13 protein-coding genes are annotated in these 14,955 nt (G+C 70.3%); 6 read left to right on the top strand and 7 right to left on the bottom strand.

The genetic code is table 11. The features are described from left to right. The first annotated feature begins 7 nt into the window (after window positions 1–7). Window positions 8–1,519 carry an FGGY family carbohydrate kinase gene (locus tag ACWJI7_RS02695; protein WP_479935075.1) on the top strand — a complete coding sequence of 504 codons (1,512 nt, stop codon included), beginning with the start codon at window positions 8–10 and terminating at the stop codon, window positions 1,517–1,519. A gap of 44 nt (window positions 1,520–1,563) precedes the next feature. Continuing rightward, window positions 1,564–3,234, top strand: a complete 1,671-nt coding sequence (locus ACWJI7_RS02700; protein WP_479935077.1) for a glycerol-3-phosphate dehydrogenase/oxidase — start codon at window positions 1,564–1,566, stop codon at window positions 3,232–3,234. Here ACWJI7_RS02700 and ACWJI7_RS02705 read toward each other — a convergent pair. From ACWJI7_RS02705 to ACWJI7_RS02735, 7 genes are all read right to left on the bottom strand, one after another. Beyond that, a complete protein-coding gene (locus ACWJI7_RS02705) occupies window positions 3,201–4,868 on the bottom strand; it encodes an alpha-amylase family protein (RefSeq protein ID WP_479935155.1) in 1,668 nt (555 codons plus the stop codon). The two genes, ACWJI7_RS02700 and ACWJI7_RS02705, sit on opposite strands and share 34 nt — an antisense overlap. A 38-nt stretch (window positions 4,869–4,906) precedes the next feature. Further along, on the bottom strand, window positions 4,907–5,962 hold the full coding sequence (locus ACWJI7_RS02710) for an ABC transporter ATP-binding protein (RefSeq protein ID WP_479935079.1): 1,056 nt from the start codon (window positions 5,960–5,962) through the stop codon (window positions 4,907–4,909). A 73-nt stretch (window positions 5,963–6,035) separates the two neighbouring features. Continuing rightward, a complete protein-coding gene (locus ACWJI7_RS02715) occupies window positions 6,036–6,881 on the bottom strand; it encodes a carbohydrate ABC transporter permease (protein WP_479935081.1) in 846 nt (281 codons plus the stop codon). A gap of 33 nt (window positions 6,882–6,914) precedes the next feature. Continuing rightward, the gene (locus ACWJI7_RS02720) at window positions 6,915–7,796 is read right to left on the bottom strand and encodes a carbohydrate ABC transporter permease (RefSeq protein ID WP_479935083.1); all 882 of its coding nucleotides are present in this window, start codon (window positions 7,794–7,796) and stop codon (window positions 6,915–6,917) included. Beyond that, window positions 7,793–9,109 carry an ABC transporter substrate-binding protein gene (locus ACWJI7_RS02725; protein ID WP_479935085.1) on the bottom strand — a complete coding sequence of 439 codons (1,317 nt, stop codon included), beginning with the start codon at window positions 9,107–9,109 and terminating at the stop codon, window positions 7,793–7,795. Before ACWJI7_RS02725 ends, ACWJI7_RS02720 begins: the two co-directional genes overlap by 4 nt. A gap of 2 nt (window positions 9,110–9,111) precedes the next feature. Continuing rightward, window positions 9,112–10,584 carry a glucosylglycerol-phosphate synthase gene (gene ggpS / locus ACWJI7_RS02730; RefSeq protein WP_479935157.1) on the bottom strand — a complete coding sequence of 491 codons (1,473 nt, stop codon included), beginning with the start codon at window positions 10,582–10,584 and terminating at the stop codon, window positions 9,112–9,114. 117 nt (window positions 10,585–10,701) lie between these two features. Further along, window positions 10,702–11,772: a hypothetical protein gene (locus ACWJI7_RS02735; protein ID WP_479935087.1), complete on the bottom strand. Its 1,071-nt coding sequence runs from the start codon at window positions 11,770–11,772 to the stop codon at window positions 10,702–10,704. Window positions 11,773–11,897: 125 nt separating this feature from the next. On the opposite strand from ACWJI7_RS02735, the gene ACWJI7_RS02740 reads away from it, so the two are divergent. The 4 genes from ACWJI7_RS02740 (at window position 11,898) to mtnC (ending at window position 14,894) form a co-directional block, all read left to right on the top strand. Continuing rightward, window positions 11,898–12,107: a photosystem I reaction center subunit IV gene (locus ACWJI7_RS02740; RefSeq protein ID WP_479935088.1), complete on the top strand. Its 210-nt coding sequence runs from the start codon at window positions 11,898–11,900 to the stop codon at window positions 12,105–12,107. 115 nt (window positions 12,108–12,222) lie between these two features. Continuing rightward, window positions 12,223–13,068: a DNA-formamidopyrimidine glycosylase gene (locus tag ACWJI7_RS02745; RefSeq protein WP_479935090.1), complete on the top strand. Its 846-nt coding sequence runs from the start codon at window positions 12,223–12,225 to the stop codon at window positions 13,066–13,068. Between the two features lie 37 nt (window positions 13,069–13,105). Then, on the top strand, window positions 13,106–14,008 hold the full coding sequence (locus ACWJI7_RS02750) for a class II aldolase/adducin family protein (RefSeq protein WP_479935092.1): 903 nt from the start codon (window positions 13,106–13,108) through the stop codon (window positions 14,006–14,008). Continuing rightward, complete coding sequence (gene mtnC / locus ACWJI7_RS02755; RefSeq protein ID WP_479935094.1) at window positions 13,998–14,894, top strand: acireductone synthase; 897 nt, start codon at window positions 13,998–14,000, stop codon at window positions 14,892–14,894. Before ACWJI7_RS02750 ends, mtnC begins: the two co-directional genes overlap by 11 nt. Window positions 14,895–14,955: the final 61 nt, after the last annotated feature.

Consider the following 14,955-nt stretch of genomic DNA (forward strand, 5'->3'; position numbering starts at 1 on the left):
AGCCCCCATGCCCGACGACGCCCTCCTGCTGACGCTCGACCAGGGCACCACCAGTTCGCGGGCCTCCCTCCACACCGCCGCGGGCCGCCGGCTGCTCAGCCGCAGTGCCCCCCTGCGCTGCCGTCACCCCGCCGACGGCTGGGTCGAGCAGGACGGGGAGGAGATCTGGGCGAGCCAGCTGGAGGCCCTCGCGGCCCTGGAGCGGGCGATCACACCGGAGCAGCGCCGGGCCGTGGCGGCCTGCGGCATCGCGAACCAGCGGGAAACCACCTTGCTCTGGCACCGCCGCAGCGGTGCCCTGCTGGGGCCGGCGATCGTCTGGCAGGACGGGCGCACCGCCGGCCTCTGCGCCGCGTGGAAACGGGCCGGCCTGGAGCCGCTGATCCGCGGCCGCACCGGTCTGCTGGTGGATCCCTACTTCAGTGCCAGCAAGATCGTCTGGCTGCTGCGGGAGCAGCCGGGGGCCGCCGCCGCCGCCGCCGGGGAGGCCTGCTTCGGCACTGTCGACAGCTGGCTGCTCTGGCATCTCACCGGCGGCCGGGTGCACGCCACCGATCGCAGCAACGCCAGCCGCACCCTGCTGATGGACCTGGAGCAGGGCCAGTGGGATCCCGAGCTCTGTAACGCCCTGGGGATCCCCGCCGGGATCCTGCCGGAACTGCGCCCCTGCCACTCCCGTTTCGGCGCCATCGCCGCCGACCTGCCCTTCGCCGGGGTGCCGATCCTGGCCATGCTCGGCGACCAGCAGGCCGCCACCCTGGGCCAGAGCTGCCTGCAGCCGGGGGAGGCCAAGTGCACCTACGGCACCGGCGCCTTTCTGGTGATCAACACCGGCGAGACCGTCGTGCGCAGCGAGAGCGGCCTGCTGAGCACCTACGGCTGGTGCGGGGCCGACGGCTCCCCCTCCTACTGCCTGGAGGGCAGCGTGCTCAATGCCGGCACCGCCATCCAGTGGCTGCGCGACGGCCTCGGCCTGATCGAGCACTCGGCGGAGATCGACGCCCTGGCAGCCACGGCGCCGGCCCGCAGCGGCCTGATGCTGGTGCCCGCCTTCACCGGCTGGGGAACGCCCCACTGGGATCCCTGCGCCCGCGGTCTGCTGATCGGCCTCACCCGCGACACCGGCCCCGGCGCCATCGCCCGCGCCACCCTCGAGAGCATCGCCCTGGCCGTGGCCACCCTGGTGGAGCTGGCCAGCGAAGCCCTCGGCGCCCCGCTGCGGGACCTGGCCGCCGATGGCGGGGCCGCCGCCGCCGATGGGCTCCTGCAGGCCCAGGCCGACAGCTGCGGACTGGAGGTGCGGCGCCGCGCCGATCTGGAGAGCACCAGCCGCGGTGTGGCCCTGCTGGCGGCCCTCGATGCCGGTGTGGTGCCGGGCCTCGACGCCTGGGCCTCGATCCCCGGCGAGCCTGCGCCCTGCCACTTCCGGCCGGGCCTGAGTTCCCAGGAACGCCACCGCTGGCTGGAGCGGTGGGACGGGGCCGTCCGCCGCAGCCTGGCCTGGCATGCGCAACCCTGAGGCGAGGCCCAGTCCCGCCCCGAACGCCCCTCCGCAGAGAGTCCTTGCCGATCGCCAACGGAACCCCCTCCCCCGACCCCGCCCGTGCCGGGACCCGGCCCGATCCGCAGCGGACGTTCGACCTGCTCGTGATCGGCGCCGGCGCCACCGGGGCGACCCTCGCCCTTGAGGCGGTCCGCCGTGGCCTCACGGTGGCCCTGGTGGAGGGCAGCGACATCGCTTCGGGCACCAGCAGCCGCAGCACCAAGCTGCTGCATGGGGGCGTCCGCTACCTGGAGCTGGCCGTCAAGACCCTCGACCTGCGCCAGCTGCAGCTGGTGCGCGAAGCCCTCGGGGAGCGGGGGCACTGGCTCGAGGCCGTGCCGTTCCTGGCCCGGCCCCTGGAGCTGCTGCTGCCCACTCGCCAGCCCCTGGCCACGGCGTACTACGGCCTGGGGCTGGCGGCCTATGACCTGCTGGCCGGCCGGCGACGCCTCGGCGGCAGCCGCTGCCTCTCGCGCCAGGAGGTGAGCCAGCTCTTGCCCGACCTGGCCCCCGGCCATGGCGGGGTCGCCTACGCGGATGCCCGCTTCGATGACGCCCGCCTCAACCTGCTGATCGCCCGCAGCGCCGCCCTCGCCGGCGCCGAGGTGCACACCCGCCGTGCGGTGGTGGAGCTGCTGCGCGACGGAAAGGGACAGCTCAACGGCGCCGTGATCACAGGCGACGCAGACGGAGGAGGGGGGGCGGATGGTGCTCGGCAACGCCTCCGGGCCCGGGTGGTGGTGAACGCCACCGGCATCGGCGCCGACGCCCTGCGCCGGATGGCCCAACCCGATCTGCCCCCACGGCTGCAGGTGAGCCGGGGGATGCACCTGGTGCTCGAGGACGACCTCTGCCCCGGTGGCCTGGGCCTGCTGGTGCCGGCCACCGACGACGGGCGGGTCCTGTTCATGCTGCCGTTCTTCGGGCGCACCCTGGTGGGGACCACCGACACCCCCTGCCCCCTGGCGGAGGCCGAGCGGCCCGCCGCCGCCGAAGAGGCTTACCTGCAGACCTACGTGCAGCGCTGGTTCCCCTCCGATAGCCCGCGGCGGGTGAGCAGCCGCTGGGCCGGGGGCCGCCCCCTGCTGCTCCCCGAGGCCCCCCCGGAGCCGGGCGCGACAGGAGGCGCCGGGGCGACGGCCAGCACGGCGCGGGTCGTGCGCGAGCACGCCGTGGAGCGACTCCCCTGCGGCCTGATCAGCGTGATGGGCGGCAAGTGGACCACCTGCCGCAGCATGGCCCTCGACGCCCTGGCCGTGGTGGCCGAGCAGCTCGGGCGGCCCCTGCCGCCACCGGCCGCCGGGGCGATCCTCGGCGCCGCCGCCGACCCGGCCCACAGCGGCGCGGCGCTGGCCGAGCTGGCCACCCGGCTGGAGGGCGAACTGGGCGAACCCCTCGCCGCCCACCTGATCGCCAGCCACGGTCTGGAGGCGCCCGCGGTGCTCCGTTGCGCCGCGGGCGCCGCCGAGCTGACCCCCCTCAGCGAGGTGATCCCCCTCACGGCGGCGGAGGTGCGCCACATGGCACGCCACGAGTGGGCCCGGCGGCCGGAGGATGTGCTGGCCCGCCGCTGCCGGTTGGCCTTCGTGGATGCGGCCGAGGCCGCCCGGCTCGAGGGCACGGTGCGCGAGCTGCTGGAGCAGGAGGCCACTTCGGCTCACTCCCCCACCAGCCACCAGAAGAACCCATAGGCGGGCAGGTAGGCGAACCACTCCGGGCTCGCCGGGGCGAACTCGCAACCCCAGAGCGTCTCGCGCATGCGGTGACCCTCCCATGCACTCAGGTCGAGCCGGGTGGAGGCTCCGGTGGCCGAGAGATTGGCCGCCACCACCATCGTCATGGCGGGCTCGGCGGTATCGCCCTCCCCGCGCTCCGGGCAACGGCGGGCGTAGCAGAGCACGCTGGGATGGCCGCTCTCGATCATCACCATCTCGCCATAGCGCAGGGCCGGCAGCAACCGGCGGCTGGTGAGCATGCGGTGGTGCCAGTTGAGCAGGGAGCCGGAGAGCTGCTGCTGCACTTCCACGTTCACCATGCGGTAATCGAAGCCCGGTGAGGTGATCGGGGGCAACACGAGCAGGGGATCGGGGGCGGAGGAGAACCCCCCATTGGCCGCCCGGCTCCAGGCCATCGGCGTGCGGTTGGGATCCCGGTCCCGCAGCCCGGGCCAGTCCCCCATGCCCAGCTCGTCGCCGTAATAGAGGCAGGGCAGACCGGGAAGGCTGTAGATCAGCCCATGCAGCAGGGTGTTGGGCCGCGGATCCCCATTCAGCAGGGGGGCGAGACGCCGGTTGATCCCCCAGTTCAGCCAGTGCTCCCGTCCCTCCGGGAATCCGTTCACGATCGCCTCCACCACACGGGCGTCCACCAGATGGCCATCCCCCAGCCAGAGCTCATCGTGGTTGCGCAGCGGCAGGGCCCAGCGACAGCCGGGCACCATCTGCTGGGCATGGATCAGGCAGTCCCGCAGGGCGTCGCAGCGGCCGGTGGCCACCGCCGCGAACAGGTGGGCGGTGAGGGAGAAGTCGAAGGCCGCGTGCAGCTCGTCGTCGGCGAGATAGGGGGCCGACTCGCTCACGGGCTGGATCGCCTCGGCCAGCAGCAGCACGTCGCGGCCGCAATCCTCCACCCGGGCCCGCAGCCGCCGCAGGAAGGCATGGGTCTCGGGCAGTCCCTCGCAGCGGGTGCCCTCCGCCTCGAACAGGAACGGCACGGCATCGAGGCGGAACCCGTCCGCTCCCATCCCCAGCCAGAAATCCACCACCGCCAGCATCGCCTCCTGAACGGCGGGATTGGCGTAGTTCAGGTCGGGCTGATGCCTGAGGAAACGATGCAGGTAGTACTGGCCGGCCACCTCATCCCATTGCCAGTTCGAGCTTTCGAAGTGACGGAACAGCACCGGCGCGTCGCCGTAGCGCCCGTCGTGGTCGCACCAGACGTAGAAGTCCCTCTCGGGGCTGCCGGTGCTGGACCAGCGGGCCCGCTGGAACCAGGGGTGCAGCACGCTGGTGTGGTTCAGCACCAGGTCGAGGATCACCCGGATTCCGCGCTCGTGGGCCGCCTCCAGCAGACGGATCACGTCGGCCATCTCGCCCAGGTCGGGGTGAACACTGGTGAAGTCGGTGATGTCGTAACCGCCGTCCCGCAGCGGCGAGGGATAGATCGGCGTCAGCCAGATCGCATCCACCCCGAGCCACTCGAAGTAGGGCAGTTTCTCGGTGATGCCGGCCAGATCGCCGATGCCGTCGCCATTGGCGTCGCGAAAGCTGCGCGGCATCAGCTGATAAATCACGCAGCCCTCCCACCACGGGGGGGGCGGGGCCATCGGCACGGCTGAGGGGGGATCGGCGCTGGGGGCGGGCATCACGGTTCGGTCTGATCTGCAGAGGCGAGGCGGCGTTCCGTGGTCGGGTCGAAGCGATGCTCATGTCGAGCCTCCCAGCCCAGACGCAGGGACGCTGCGATCGGCAGCGCTCCGTCACACACCCAGCGCAGCTCGCCCCGGGAACTGCTCAGCAGCAGCAACTGGGTGGCCCCGTGCCACTCCCGGCTCACCACCCTGGCTTCCAGGCCACCCGCCTCCAGTGGCCGCAGGTGCTCCGGACGAACGGCCAGCACCGAGCCATCGGCCGCGGAGAACACATTGATCTCCGGCCGACCGATGAACCGGGCCACGAAGAGGGTCGCGGGCCGGTTGTACAGCTCCTGCGGCGTGCCGCACTGCTCCAGCCGACCATCCCTGAGCACGGCGATCCGGTCGGCGATGCCCATCGCTTCCTGCTGGTCGTGGGTCACATAGACCACGGGCGCCGCATGGCTCCGCAGGATGCCGCGCAGCTGGGGCCGCAGCTCCTCCCGCAGCTGGGCGTCGAGATTGCTCATCGGTTCATCGAGCAGCACCACCCGCGGGCGTCGCAGCAGGGCCCGGGCCAGGGCCACCCGCTGCCGCTGGCCGCCCGAGAGCGCGCCCGGCCGTCTCTGCCGCTGGTCGGTGAGCTGCAACAGCTCCAGCATGGCCTCCACGTTCCGCGCGATCGTCGCGCGCTCCTCCCCCCGCATCTCCATCCCCAGGGAGAGATTGCGCGCCACACTCAGGTGGGGGTAGAGCGCATAGCTCTGGAACACCATCGCCACCTGGCGCCGGGCCGCCGGCAGGTCGGTGATGTCCCGGTCCCCCAACAGGATCCGGCCGGCGTCGGGAGCATCCAGGCCGGCGATCAGCCGCAGGGTGCTGCTCTTGCCACAGCCGCTGGGGCCCAGCAGGGCCAGGCACCCGCCCGGCGAGACCGCCAGATCGAGGTCCGCGAGGATCGTTCTGCCGCCGAGCCACCGCCCGAGCCTGATCAGACGCAGGGATTCCGGCACCGCTGGGCCCGGCGGGAACGGGGCGGGTGGCGGGACTGGGGCGGTGGAGGTCATCGCGGGTCGGAGGTGGGAGCGGTCGGCATGGGGCGGCGGCGAGGCAACGGGGTCGGGGGAGGGGCGCGGCCGCTCACCCCTTGATCGCCCCCTGGGTCAGGCCGGCCACGATCGGCCGCTGGAACAGCAGCAACAGCAGCAACAACGGCACGCTGCCCAGCACGGTGGCGGCGGCGAAGGCGCCGTAGGGCACGGTGAACACCGAGGAGCCGGCGATCCGGGCCATGGCCGGGGCCAGGGTGAGCAACTCGGTGCGGCTGAGCCAGGTCAGGGCGATCGGAAACTCGTTCCAGCTGAACAGGAACACCAGCAGTCCGGTGCTCGCCACCGCGGGCCCCAGCAGCGGCAGCAGCACCCAGCGCAACCGTTGCCCCAGGGAGAGTCCCTCCAGCACGGCGCATTCCTCCAGTTCGACCGGCAGCTCAGCGAAGGCGGCCTGGAGCAACAGCACCGCCAGCGGCAGCGAGAGGCCCGCATAGGGGAGGCAGAGGGCGAGCAGGTTGTTGGCCAGACCGAACTGCCGCGCCATCTGCAGCAGGGCCAGGAACAGCAGCACATAGGGGAACACCGCCGTCACCAGCAGGCCCGCCCCCAGCACCAGCCGCAGGCCCCCGCCACGGCGGTTGAGGCCATAGGCGCAGGGAATCGCCACCGCCAGGGTGAGCAGGGTGGTGCCCGCCCCCACCAGAGTGCTGTTGAGCAGATAACGCCAGAAGGGCGGATCGCCCCCGAGCAACTGGCCGTAGTTGGAGAGGGTCCACCCCCGCCCCAGGGCGGCCGCCCCCTCCAGCAGCGCCGCGGGGGTGCGCAGCGAGCTGTAGAGCTGCCAGAGCATGGGGGCGAGGCTCCAGAGCAACAGCAGGGCCACCAGAACCCCCTGCCAGGGGAGGGTGGCTCGGGAGGAGGGTGGGGCGGTCATGGGGGCAGCAGGGACGGGAGGGGAAGCGGCGGCTCAGGCCCGGGCGGGACGGCGCACCAGCAGGAGCAGCAGGGAGCTGAGCAGCAGCAGCAGGAACATGCCGAGCATCACCGTGGCGCTGTAGCCGAAATCCAGGAAGCGCATGGCGTTGAGATAGGCGTACATGGCCAGGCTTTCGGTGCTGCTGGCCGGGCCGCCTCCGGTGAGCACGGCGATCAGGTCGAACACGCCCAGGGACTGGGCGAGGCGGAACAACAGCACCAGGAAGATGTAGGGCCGCAGCAGCGGCAGGGTGATCCAGCGCAGGGCCTGGCGGGGGGTTCCGCCCTCCAGGGCCAGGGCTTCGTACAGGTCGGCGGGGATGCTCTGCAGACCGGCCAGCAGCAGCAGGGCGACGAAGGGAGTCGTCTTCCAGACATCCGCCAGCACCGTGGCCATCCAGGCCAGCTGGGGTGAGGCCAGAAAGGGCAGGGTGGCCAGACCCAGTCCCTGCAACGCGCCGTTGATCGGTCCGTTGGGATCGTTGAGGATCGAGCGCCAGCCCAGGGCCATCACCGTGGTGGGCAGGGCCCAGGGCAGGAGCGTGAGGCTGCGCACCACGGCCCGGCCCCGCCAGCGCTGATGCAGCAGCAGGGCGATCGCCAGCCCGAGCCCGAGCTCGAGGGCCACCGAGACGAGGGCGAAGCGGAGGGTCTGGGCGGCGTCCTGCCAGAAGCGCCCGTCGAGCAGCAGGCGCTGCCAGTTGGAGAACCCCACCGGCACGGGGCGCAGCTCGGTGAAGACGGTCTGGGCCTGGAGGCTCAGCCAGGCGTAGGACAGCATCGGCCAGACGAAGACCGCCAGCACCAGCAGCAGGGCCGGGGCGATCAGGGCCGCGCTGAGGAGCGCATCGCGCTGGGACCGGCCCCCACTCATCCACCCGCCCCCACGCCCGTCTCACCGGCCCCGCTGGCGGCCAGCAGGACGTCGCTGGCCCGGGCCGCCCGCCCCATGGCCAGCTCGGCCGGAGTTCCGCCGGTGATCGTGGCGCTGAGCTGGCGCTGCAGGAGGTCGCTCAGCTGGGCGTAGGCGGGTGTGATCGGACGCAGGGCGGCCAGCTCCAGCGCACGCCGCAGCTCCGGCAGCACGGGGGAGACGGCCAGCAGCTCCGGCTCCTCGAACAGCGCGGCCAGGGTGGGGGTATAGCCCCAGTCGCGCACAAGGATGCGCTGGCTGGCGGCCCCGGTGAGGGCCCGCAGCACCTGGATGGCTTCGCGGGGATGGCGGCTGCCGCTCAGCACGGAGAGGCCCCAGCTGCCCTGGGTGGCGGCAGGGCTCTGGCCGGGCTCGGCCACCATCGTGGCCAGGCCCACCTTGCCGGCCAGGGCACTGCCCGGCTTCTGCAGCTCGCGCCAGGCGTAGGGCCAGTTCCGCATGAAGGCGGCCTCACCGCTCGCAAAGCTCTGGAGGGTCTCGGGTTCCGCGAAATCCGCCACCGACGCCGGCGTGATGCCCTCGGCCACCAGGTGCCGCAGCCAGGCCGCCGCCGCTGCCGCCTGGGGCTGATCGAGTCCCAGACCAGGGGCGTCCGGCGGGCCCCAGGAGCCCCCGAACCCCTTGATCACCTCCAGGAACACACAGCTCAGTCCCTCGTACTGGCGGCCCTGCCAGACATAGCCCCAACGCACCTTTCCCTCCCGCTGGAGCGCCCTGGAGACGCGCACCAGATCCTCGGGGGTCCGGGGTGGGGCCTCAATCAGATCGGTGCGCCAGTAGAGCAACCCCATCGAGGCCAGCAGAGGGATGCGGTAGAGACGCCCCCCGATGCGATTGCCCTCCCGGGCCCCCTCCACCACCCCCGCCAGGGGATCGTCACCCAACAGGCCATCGAGGGGAAGCAGCCAACCGGCGGCGGCATACTTGGCCGTCCAGGTGACGTCCATCAGCAGCAGGTCGTAGGGGCTGTCCCCCAGCAGCAGGCTGCCGATCGCCAGATCCGAGACCGCCTCTGTCTCGAAGGGCCCCCGGGTGACGGCGATGCGCAAGCGCGGGTGGCGGCGGTTGAAGGCGGCCACCGTGGAGGCGGTCGCATCGGCGAAGGGAGCCGGCATCAGCACCGAAATCGTGGTGCTCTGTCGGGCCCAGCCCAGGGGAGCGAGCAGCGCCAGCAGGGCCAGAGCGAGACCGATGCCGACCAGCCAGACCCTGGCGCGGAGGGTCCCGCTCCGGATCCTGTCGCCCCGATCCACTCTCAGAGCGCCTGGAGCTCACCGAGTTGCTGCTGGGCCCAGTGCTCGACGGTGAATTCCTCGACCGCCTGGTTCATGGCCACCATGCGCTCCCGCTGCTCCGGCTTGGCCATCACCAGCGCAGCGGAGATGGCCGCATCCATGCTGCGGTGGGAATAGGGGTTGGTGAGCAACGCATCCTGCAGCTCCACCGAGGCACCGGTGAACTCGGAGAGCACCAGCACCCCGTCCCGGCCGCGCCGGGCGGCCACGTACTCCTTCGCCACCAGATTGAGGCCATCGCGCAGCGGGGTGATCCAGCACACGTCCGCCTGGCCGAACCAGGCCACCAGTTCCTCATAGGGAATGCGCCGGGTGGAGAGGCGCACCGGCGTCCAGTCCATCCGGCCGAAGCGGCCATTGATCCGCCCCACCACCTCCTCGACGGAACGCTGGATGTCCTCGTAGATCCGCATCCCGCTGGCGGCGGCCACACAGGCCAGAAACAACTCGACCTTGCCGTGCCAGTCCTTGTGCTCCTCCAGCAGGCGTTCATAGGCGAGCAGCATCTCCTCGTTGCCCTTGGTGTAATCCACCCGGGAGGCGGAGAGGATCAGCGTTCGCTCGCTGTGCTGGTCGCGGATCTGCTCGGCCTGGGCCTGGACCTCCGGACGGGCTCCGATCATGCGGATCACCTCGGGGGAGGTGCCCACAGGGGAGGCCACGATGCGGACCCGGCGGCCACCCTGCTCCAGATAGGGGACCACGAAGGGATCGGCCAGGGCACTGCCATGGCGCCGGAACTTCTCCGCCACCGGCACGGGATCCACACTGCGGACCGCCCGCAGACTCATCGCCGCATGGGCGAAGTTGTTGGCATAGCGGGGGATGTGGAACCCCACCAGATCGCAGCAGAGCAGGCTGTCAAGAATCTCATCCCGCCAGGGCAGGATGCTGAACAGATCGGTGGAGGGGAAAGGGGTGTGGTGGAAGAAGGCGATCCGCACATCCGGTCGCTCGCGGCGGATGTAGGCCGGCGCCAGCCAGAGGTTGTAATCGTGAATCCAGATCGTCGCCCCCAGGGCGGCCTCCTGACAGGCGGCCCTGGCGAAGGAGGCATTGACCTCCTCAAATGTGCACCAGTCAGCGTTGTCGACGCTGAAATGGCTGGGGAAGGAGTGAAGAATGGGCCAGAACGATTCCTTCGAAGTGACGTGATAAAAACTGGAGATCTGTGCAGTGGTCAGTGGCAGACGACGCAGCACGAAATCATGCGGAGAGTCCATCTGCAGACGTTCGTCATCAGCCGGACCCTCGCCATCCTGGCGGCGCCAGGCGATCCAGGTGCCGGCACGCTGGCTGCGAAACAGATTTCTCAGCGTCGGGATGATCCCGTTCGGACTCTTCTGATCCACCCACTGCCGCTTCCCATCGGCGTCGATCTGCTCCTCGAAGGGGGAGCGGTGATACACGAGCACGAAGTCACTGGTGCCCATCCCGACGGTTGCTTCGGTCGTCGACTGCGCGGTCATCAGCCCCGGTTCATCGGCCTGGCTGTCGGGGGGAGTCAACAATGAGGTGATCCTGGAATTTTCCTGCTTCATTCTCTTTATTCATCTGCTCTCACCAGACCACGCTCGCACGGATCCTGTCAAATCTGCCCCGTGCAGCGACGGGGCCTCCAGCTGATCGGGCCCTTCCTCCACCAGTTGCAACCGCACCCGCCGGCCACCGGCCAGCTCGCCGAGGGACACCCGCAGGGTGCTGCCGCTGAGGCTCTGGAGCGCCTGCAGCACCTCCCTGAGATGGGGTGTGCTGCTGCCGCTTTCCACCCAGAGGCGTTCCTGCAGGCCCCCCAGCCGCCGCCAACTGGTGTGGAGCTTGAGCACGGCACTCTCCAGCTGATGGGCCTGGCCCACGGCGTCGGCCAGCAGGCCGAGGGCATCGAGCCGTTGGGCTTCCTGCAGGGCCTTGTCCAGATCCAGATCCCCCAGCTGGAACGCCCGCACTGCGGCGCCCGCCTCGGCCGCCTTGGTCAGCCAGCGGGCCGTGCTGGTCACATCCCGGACACGATCCAGCTCCGGTTCCTCCCGCAAGGCCCGGCGCAGATCGTCCTGCTGGGGAACGGGCAACCGGGCCAGCTCCCGCACCAGCGGCGCCACCGCCCGGGGCGGCAGCAGGTTCTCCTGGGTGCGCCGGCGGATCTCCTCCGGCAGCAGGGGGCTGGTGGCGGCAGTGAATTCGTCGGTGAGCCGGCGAACCTGTTTGCGGGTGATCTGCTGGCCGTCATTGGCGGCCTCACTGATCATCACCTGCACCTCCCGCTCGGCCTGGGCGGTTTCCAGGAAGGCGCGCTTGGAGAAGTTGTTGACATGCTCCTCCTCCAGCAGGCCCTCGCCCAGCAGACCATCGGCCGATTCCGCCAGCTGGATCAGCCCATAGGCACGGGTCTTGCTGATCTCCTGCTCCCGCAGCCACTGCAGGAACCCGGTGCCCCGACCCTCCCCTCCCCGCTTCTCCCGGTCCCGCACGGCCCCCAGAATGCGGCCCCGCCAGATCTCGGTCTGCAGGTCGAAGCGATCACAGACGGCCCAGGCCTCCTCCAGCCGAGCCAGGAACTCCATCGTGCTGATGTCGTCCCGGGCGGGATCGGGGAGCTCCAGGCTGAGGGCTGGTGCCTGCATCGATGGCCGGGGGCGGGGAGAGCGATCGTGCCACGCTGCCCGGCGACGAAACGTGACACCGGCGGCCTCGCGCCCCCTGGGCACGGGTATCTTCCGACTGGCAGTCACCCCTCAACAGCGCAGCGATGGCGATCTCCCGCGGCGACAAGGTGCGCATCAAGCGGCCTGAGTCCTATTGGTTCAACGATGTCGGCACCGTGGCCTCGGTCGACACCTCCGGCATCCGCTATCCGGTCGTGGTGCGGTTCGAGAAGGTCAACTACACGGGGTACAGCGGCTCCGAAGGCGGCATCAACACAAACAACTTTGCCGAAAGCGAACTGGACAAGGCCTGAATCGCTTCGTCATGCTCCGCTTCACCCCGTAGGGCTGATGACGGGATGGACTCCACGGAGCCCCATGACGGCCATCCCGTCGTCCTGACAAGGCGCCCGGACTCCTGAGCACGCCATGCCGGAGCTTCCCGAAGTCGAGACCGTGCGCCGTGGTCTCGAGCGACAGTTGGGCGACTTCACCATCACGGGGGTGGAGGTGCTCCGTGGGCGCCTGATCGCGGCGCCCCAGACCCCGGATCAGTTCTGTCGTGCCCTAGACGGATGCCTCTGCCGGAGTTGGAAGCGCCGCGGTAAATATCTCCTGGGTTCTCTCCATCGCGGTGGCCGGGAGGCCGGTCTGTGGGGCGTGCACCTGCGCATGACCGGCCAGTTCCTCTGGCTCGTCGAATCCAGCCCCCCCTGCGCCCACACCCGCATGCGTTGCTGGGGGGCGAGGGGCCAGGAGTTGCGCTTCGTGGATGTGCGCAGCTTCGCCCAGATGTGGTGGGTCCCCCCGGGGGTGGAGGCGGCCTGTGTCATGACCGGCCTGAGCCGCCTGGGGCCCGAACCGTTCAGCGAAGCGTTCAGTGACGCCTACCTCGGCACACGACTGGCCGGCTCCGTCAGGCCGATCAAGAACGCCCTGCTCGACCAGAGCCTGGTGGCCGGGGTCGGCAACATCTATGCCGATGAATCCCTTTTCGCCGCAGAGCTCTCCCCCCACAGGCGCAGCGGCAGCCTGAAACCCTGCGAGATCAGTCGCCTTCGGCACGCCCTGAACCGGGTGCTGCGCGCAAGCATCGGCGCCGGGGGGACCACCTTCAGCGACTTCCGTGACCTGAGCGGCACCAATGGCAACTACGGCGGCATGGCCTGGGTCTACCGCCGCGCGGGCCAGCCCTGCCGGCGCTGCGGTCAGCTGATTCAGCGGGAGCGACTGGCCGGTCGCAGCTGTCACTGGTGTCCCCGCTGCCAGAGCTGAGCGAGGATGGAGAACCTGTGGGCCCAACACCCGGTCCATGCTCCCAGCCCTGCCTGGGGCCCGTGCCAACAGCGTGAACGATGCCTTGACCCATGCCGATGCCCTGCCACCCGTGCCTCGTCCCGGCCCGGCGACGGCGGCAGATCCACACCCCACGGACCTGGCCATCGCCCTGGCCCGGACGATCTCGGCCATCCACGCCCGGGGTTGGTGCGATGGCACGGGTGGCAACTTCAGCTGCGTGCGGCAACGGGAGCCCCTGGAGCTGTTGATGGCGCCCAGCGGCGTCGACAAGGGCAGTGTCTCCCCGGGGGACCTGATCGTGGTGGACGGCCATGCTCAGCGGATCGAGGGGGAGGGTCGCGCCAGTGCCGAGACCCCGCTCCATCTGGAGATCGTGCGTCGCACCGGTGCCGGCTCCGTGCTCCACACCCATTCCCAGGCGGCCACGTTGCTCTCCCGCCTCGCCCTGGCCCAGCCCGCCGGATCCAGGCCATCCGATGGTCCGGGCAGCCCTGTCAGGCCGGAGCCGATCCTTGTTCAGCCCAGGGTCGCGATGCTTGAGTTTGAAGGGCTGGAAATGCTCAAGGGTCTGGAAGGAGTCAGCAGCCATGAGTGCCGCATCGTGGTGCCCGTGCTGGCCAACGACCAGGATCTGAACCGGCTGAGTGGGGCCGCCTCCCCCCATCTCGCCGAGGCCCCCCATGGTCTGCTGATTGGAGGCCATGGGCTGTACGCCTGGGGGCGGGATCTCTTCAGCGCCCGGCGCCATCTCGACATTCTCGAGTTTCTGCTGGAGCAGCGGTGGCGTGAACTGCTGCTTGATGGCGCCGCAGGCAGGGGGCACGAGGGGCGGAGAGCCATTCCACCGGGCCAGCCACGGGAGCCGCCCAGGAACGCCCTCGATGCCCTGACCCAAGGCCCGGTCGATGCCCGCTGACGCCAGAGGCCGCCCCGGGGCTTCGACGGGGAAGCGCCTCAGCCACATCCTGCTGGATATCGAGGGAACGACCTGTCCCGTGAGCTTCGTGGCGGACACCCTGTTCCCCTACGCCCGCGACCAGCTCGACTCCTTCCTCGTTACACACACTGAGTCCCCTCAGGTGCAGTCTTTGCTGAAGGACGTCGAAACGGCCTGGGCCCGCGACAACGCGCCGCATGCCAGGGACCTCTGGAGATCCCGAGGCGGGCACCGGGCGAGCGCCAGTGCCGGGCCCGAGGCCAGCGAGCAGGGGCCGTCAGGGTCTGGATCGGCCGCCGATCCGCCGGAGATCGCCGCCTATCTGCGCTGGTTGATGGAGAACGACCGGAAACTCACGGCCCTCAAGGAATTGCAGGGAATGATCTGGGCATCGGGGTATGCCAGCGGGCAGCTGGTGGCTCCCCTCTTTCCGGAGGTGGCGGCCTGCCTGCGACGCTGGGTCGGCAACGGAATCGTGTTGGCGGTGTACTCGTCGGGCTCAGTGGCCGCCCAGCAGCTCCTCTATCAATACAGCTCGGATGGCGATCTTCGGGCCCTGTTCAGCGCCTGGTTCGATACCCGCATCGGGGCCAAGCAGGAAGCATCCAGCTACGAACGGATTGCCGACACCCTGGGCATCCCCGCAGCCGAAATTCTGTTCATCAGTGATGCGCCGGCTGAACTGATGGCCGCCCAAGCTGTGGGGATGGCCGTGCTGTACAGAGCTTGTCCGGGCCGATCTTCGGAGCCACCCCTTCGGGATGGTCCTGCCGATCCGACACAAGTGACGCAACCGATCAAGGCGATCAAGGACTTCCGGGAAGTCACTGACGGCAACACCGTCAATCGTTTCGGCCCGGCTTAGCCCGGCCTGATCTGGGTTGGCATGCGCTGAGCCGGGAGGGGCGGGGGCTGGCGGAGCCGCC

This window comes from Cryptocyanus atlanticus LEGE 06306, assembly GCF_056633155.1.

Bases quoted from the DNA above. Each gene is read 5' to 3' on its own strand.
- ACWJI7_RS02720 (WP_479935083.1), bottom strand. From the start codon at position 7,796: ATGAGTGGGGGCCGGTCCCAGCGCGATGCGCTCCTCAGCGCGGCCCTG.
- ACWJI7_RS02695 (WP_479935075.1), top strand. From the start codon at position 8: ATGCCCGACGACGCCCTCCTGCTGACGCTCGACCAGGGCACCACCAGT.
- ACWJI7_RS02750 (WP_479935092.1), top strand. From the start codon at position 13,106: ATGCTCCCAGCCCTGCCTGGGGCCCGTGCCAACAGCGTGAACGATGCC.
- ACWJI7_RS02740 (WP_479935088.1), top strand. From the start codon at position 11,898: ATGGCGATCTCCCGCGGCGACAAGGTGCGCATCAAGCGGCCTGAGTCC.
- ACWJI7_RS02705 (WP_479935155.1), bottom strand. From the start codon at position 4,868: ATGGCCCCGCCCCCCCCGTGGTGGGAGGGCTGCGTGATTTATCAGCTG.
- mtnC (WP_479935094.1), top strand. From the start codon at position 13,998: ATGCCCGCTGACGCCAGAGGCCGCCCCGGGGCTTCGACGGGGAAGCGC.
- ACWJI7_RS02735 (WP_479935087.1), bottom strand. From the start codon at position 11,772: ATGCAGGCACCAGCCCTCAGCCTGGAGCTCCCCGATCCCGCCCGGGAC.
- ACWJI7_RS02710 (WP_479935079.1), bottom strand. From the start codon at position 5,962: ATGACCTCCACCGCCCCAGTCCCGCCACCCGCCCCGTTCCCGCCGGGC.
- ACWJI7_RS02745 (WP_479935090.1), top strand. From the start codon at position 12,223: ATGCCGGAGCTTCCCGAAGTCGAGACCGTGCGCCGTGGTCTCGAGCGA.
- ACWJI7_RS02715 (WP_479935081.1), bottom strand. From the start codon at position 6,881: ATGACCGCCCCACCCTCCTCCCGAGCCACCCTCCCCTGGCAGGGGGTT.
- ggpS (WP_479935157.1), bottom strand. From the start codon at position 10,584: ATGGGCACCAGTGACTTCGTGCTCGTGTATCACCGCTCCCCCTTCGAG.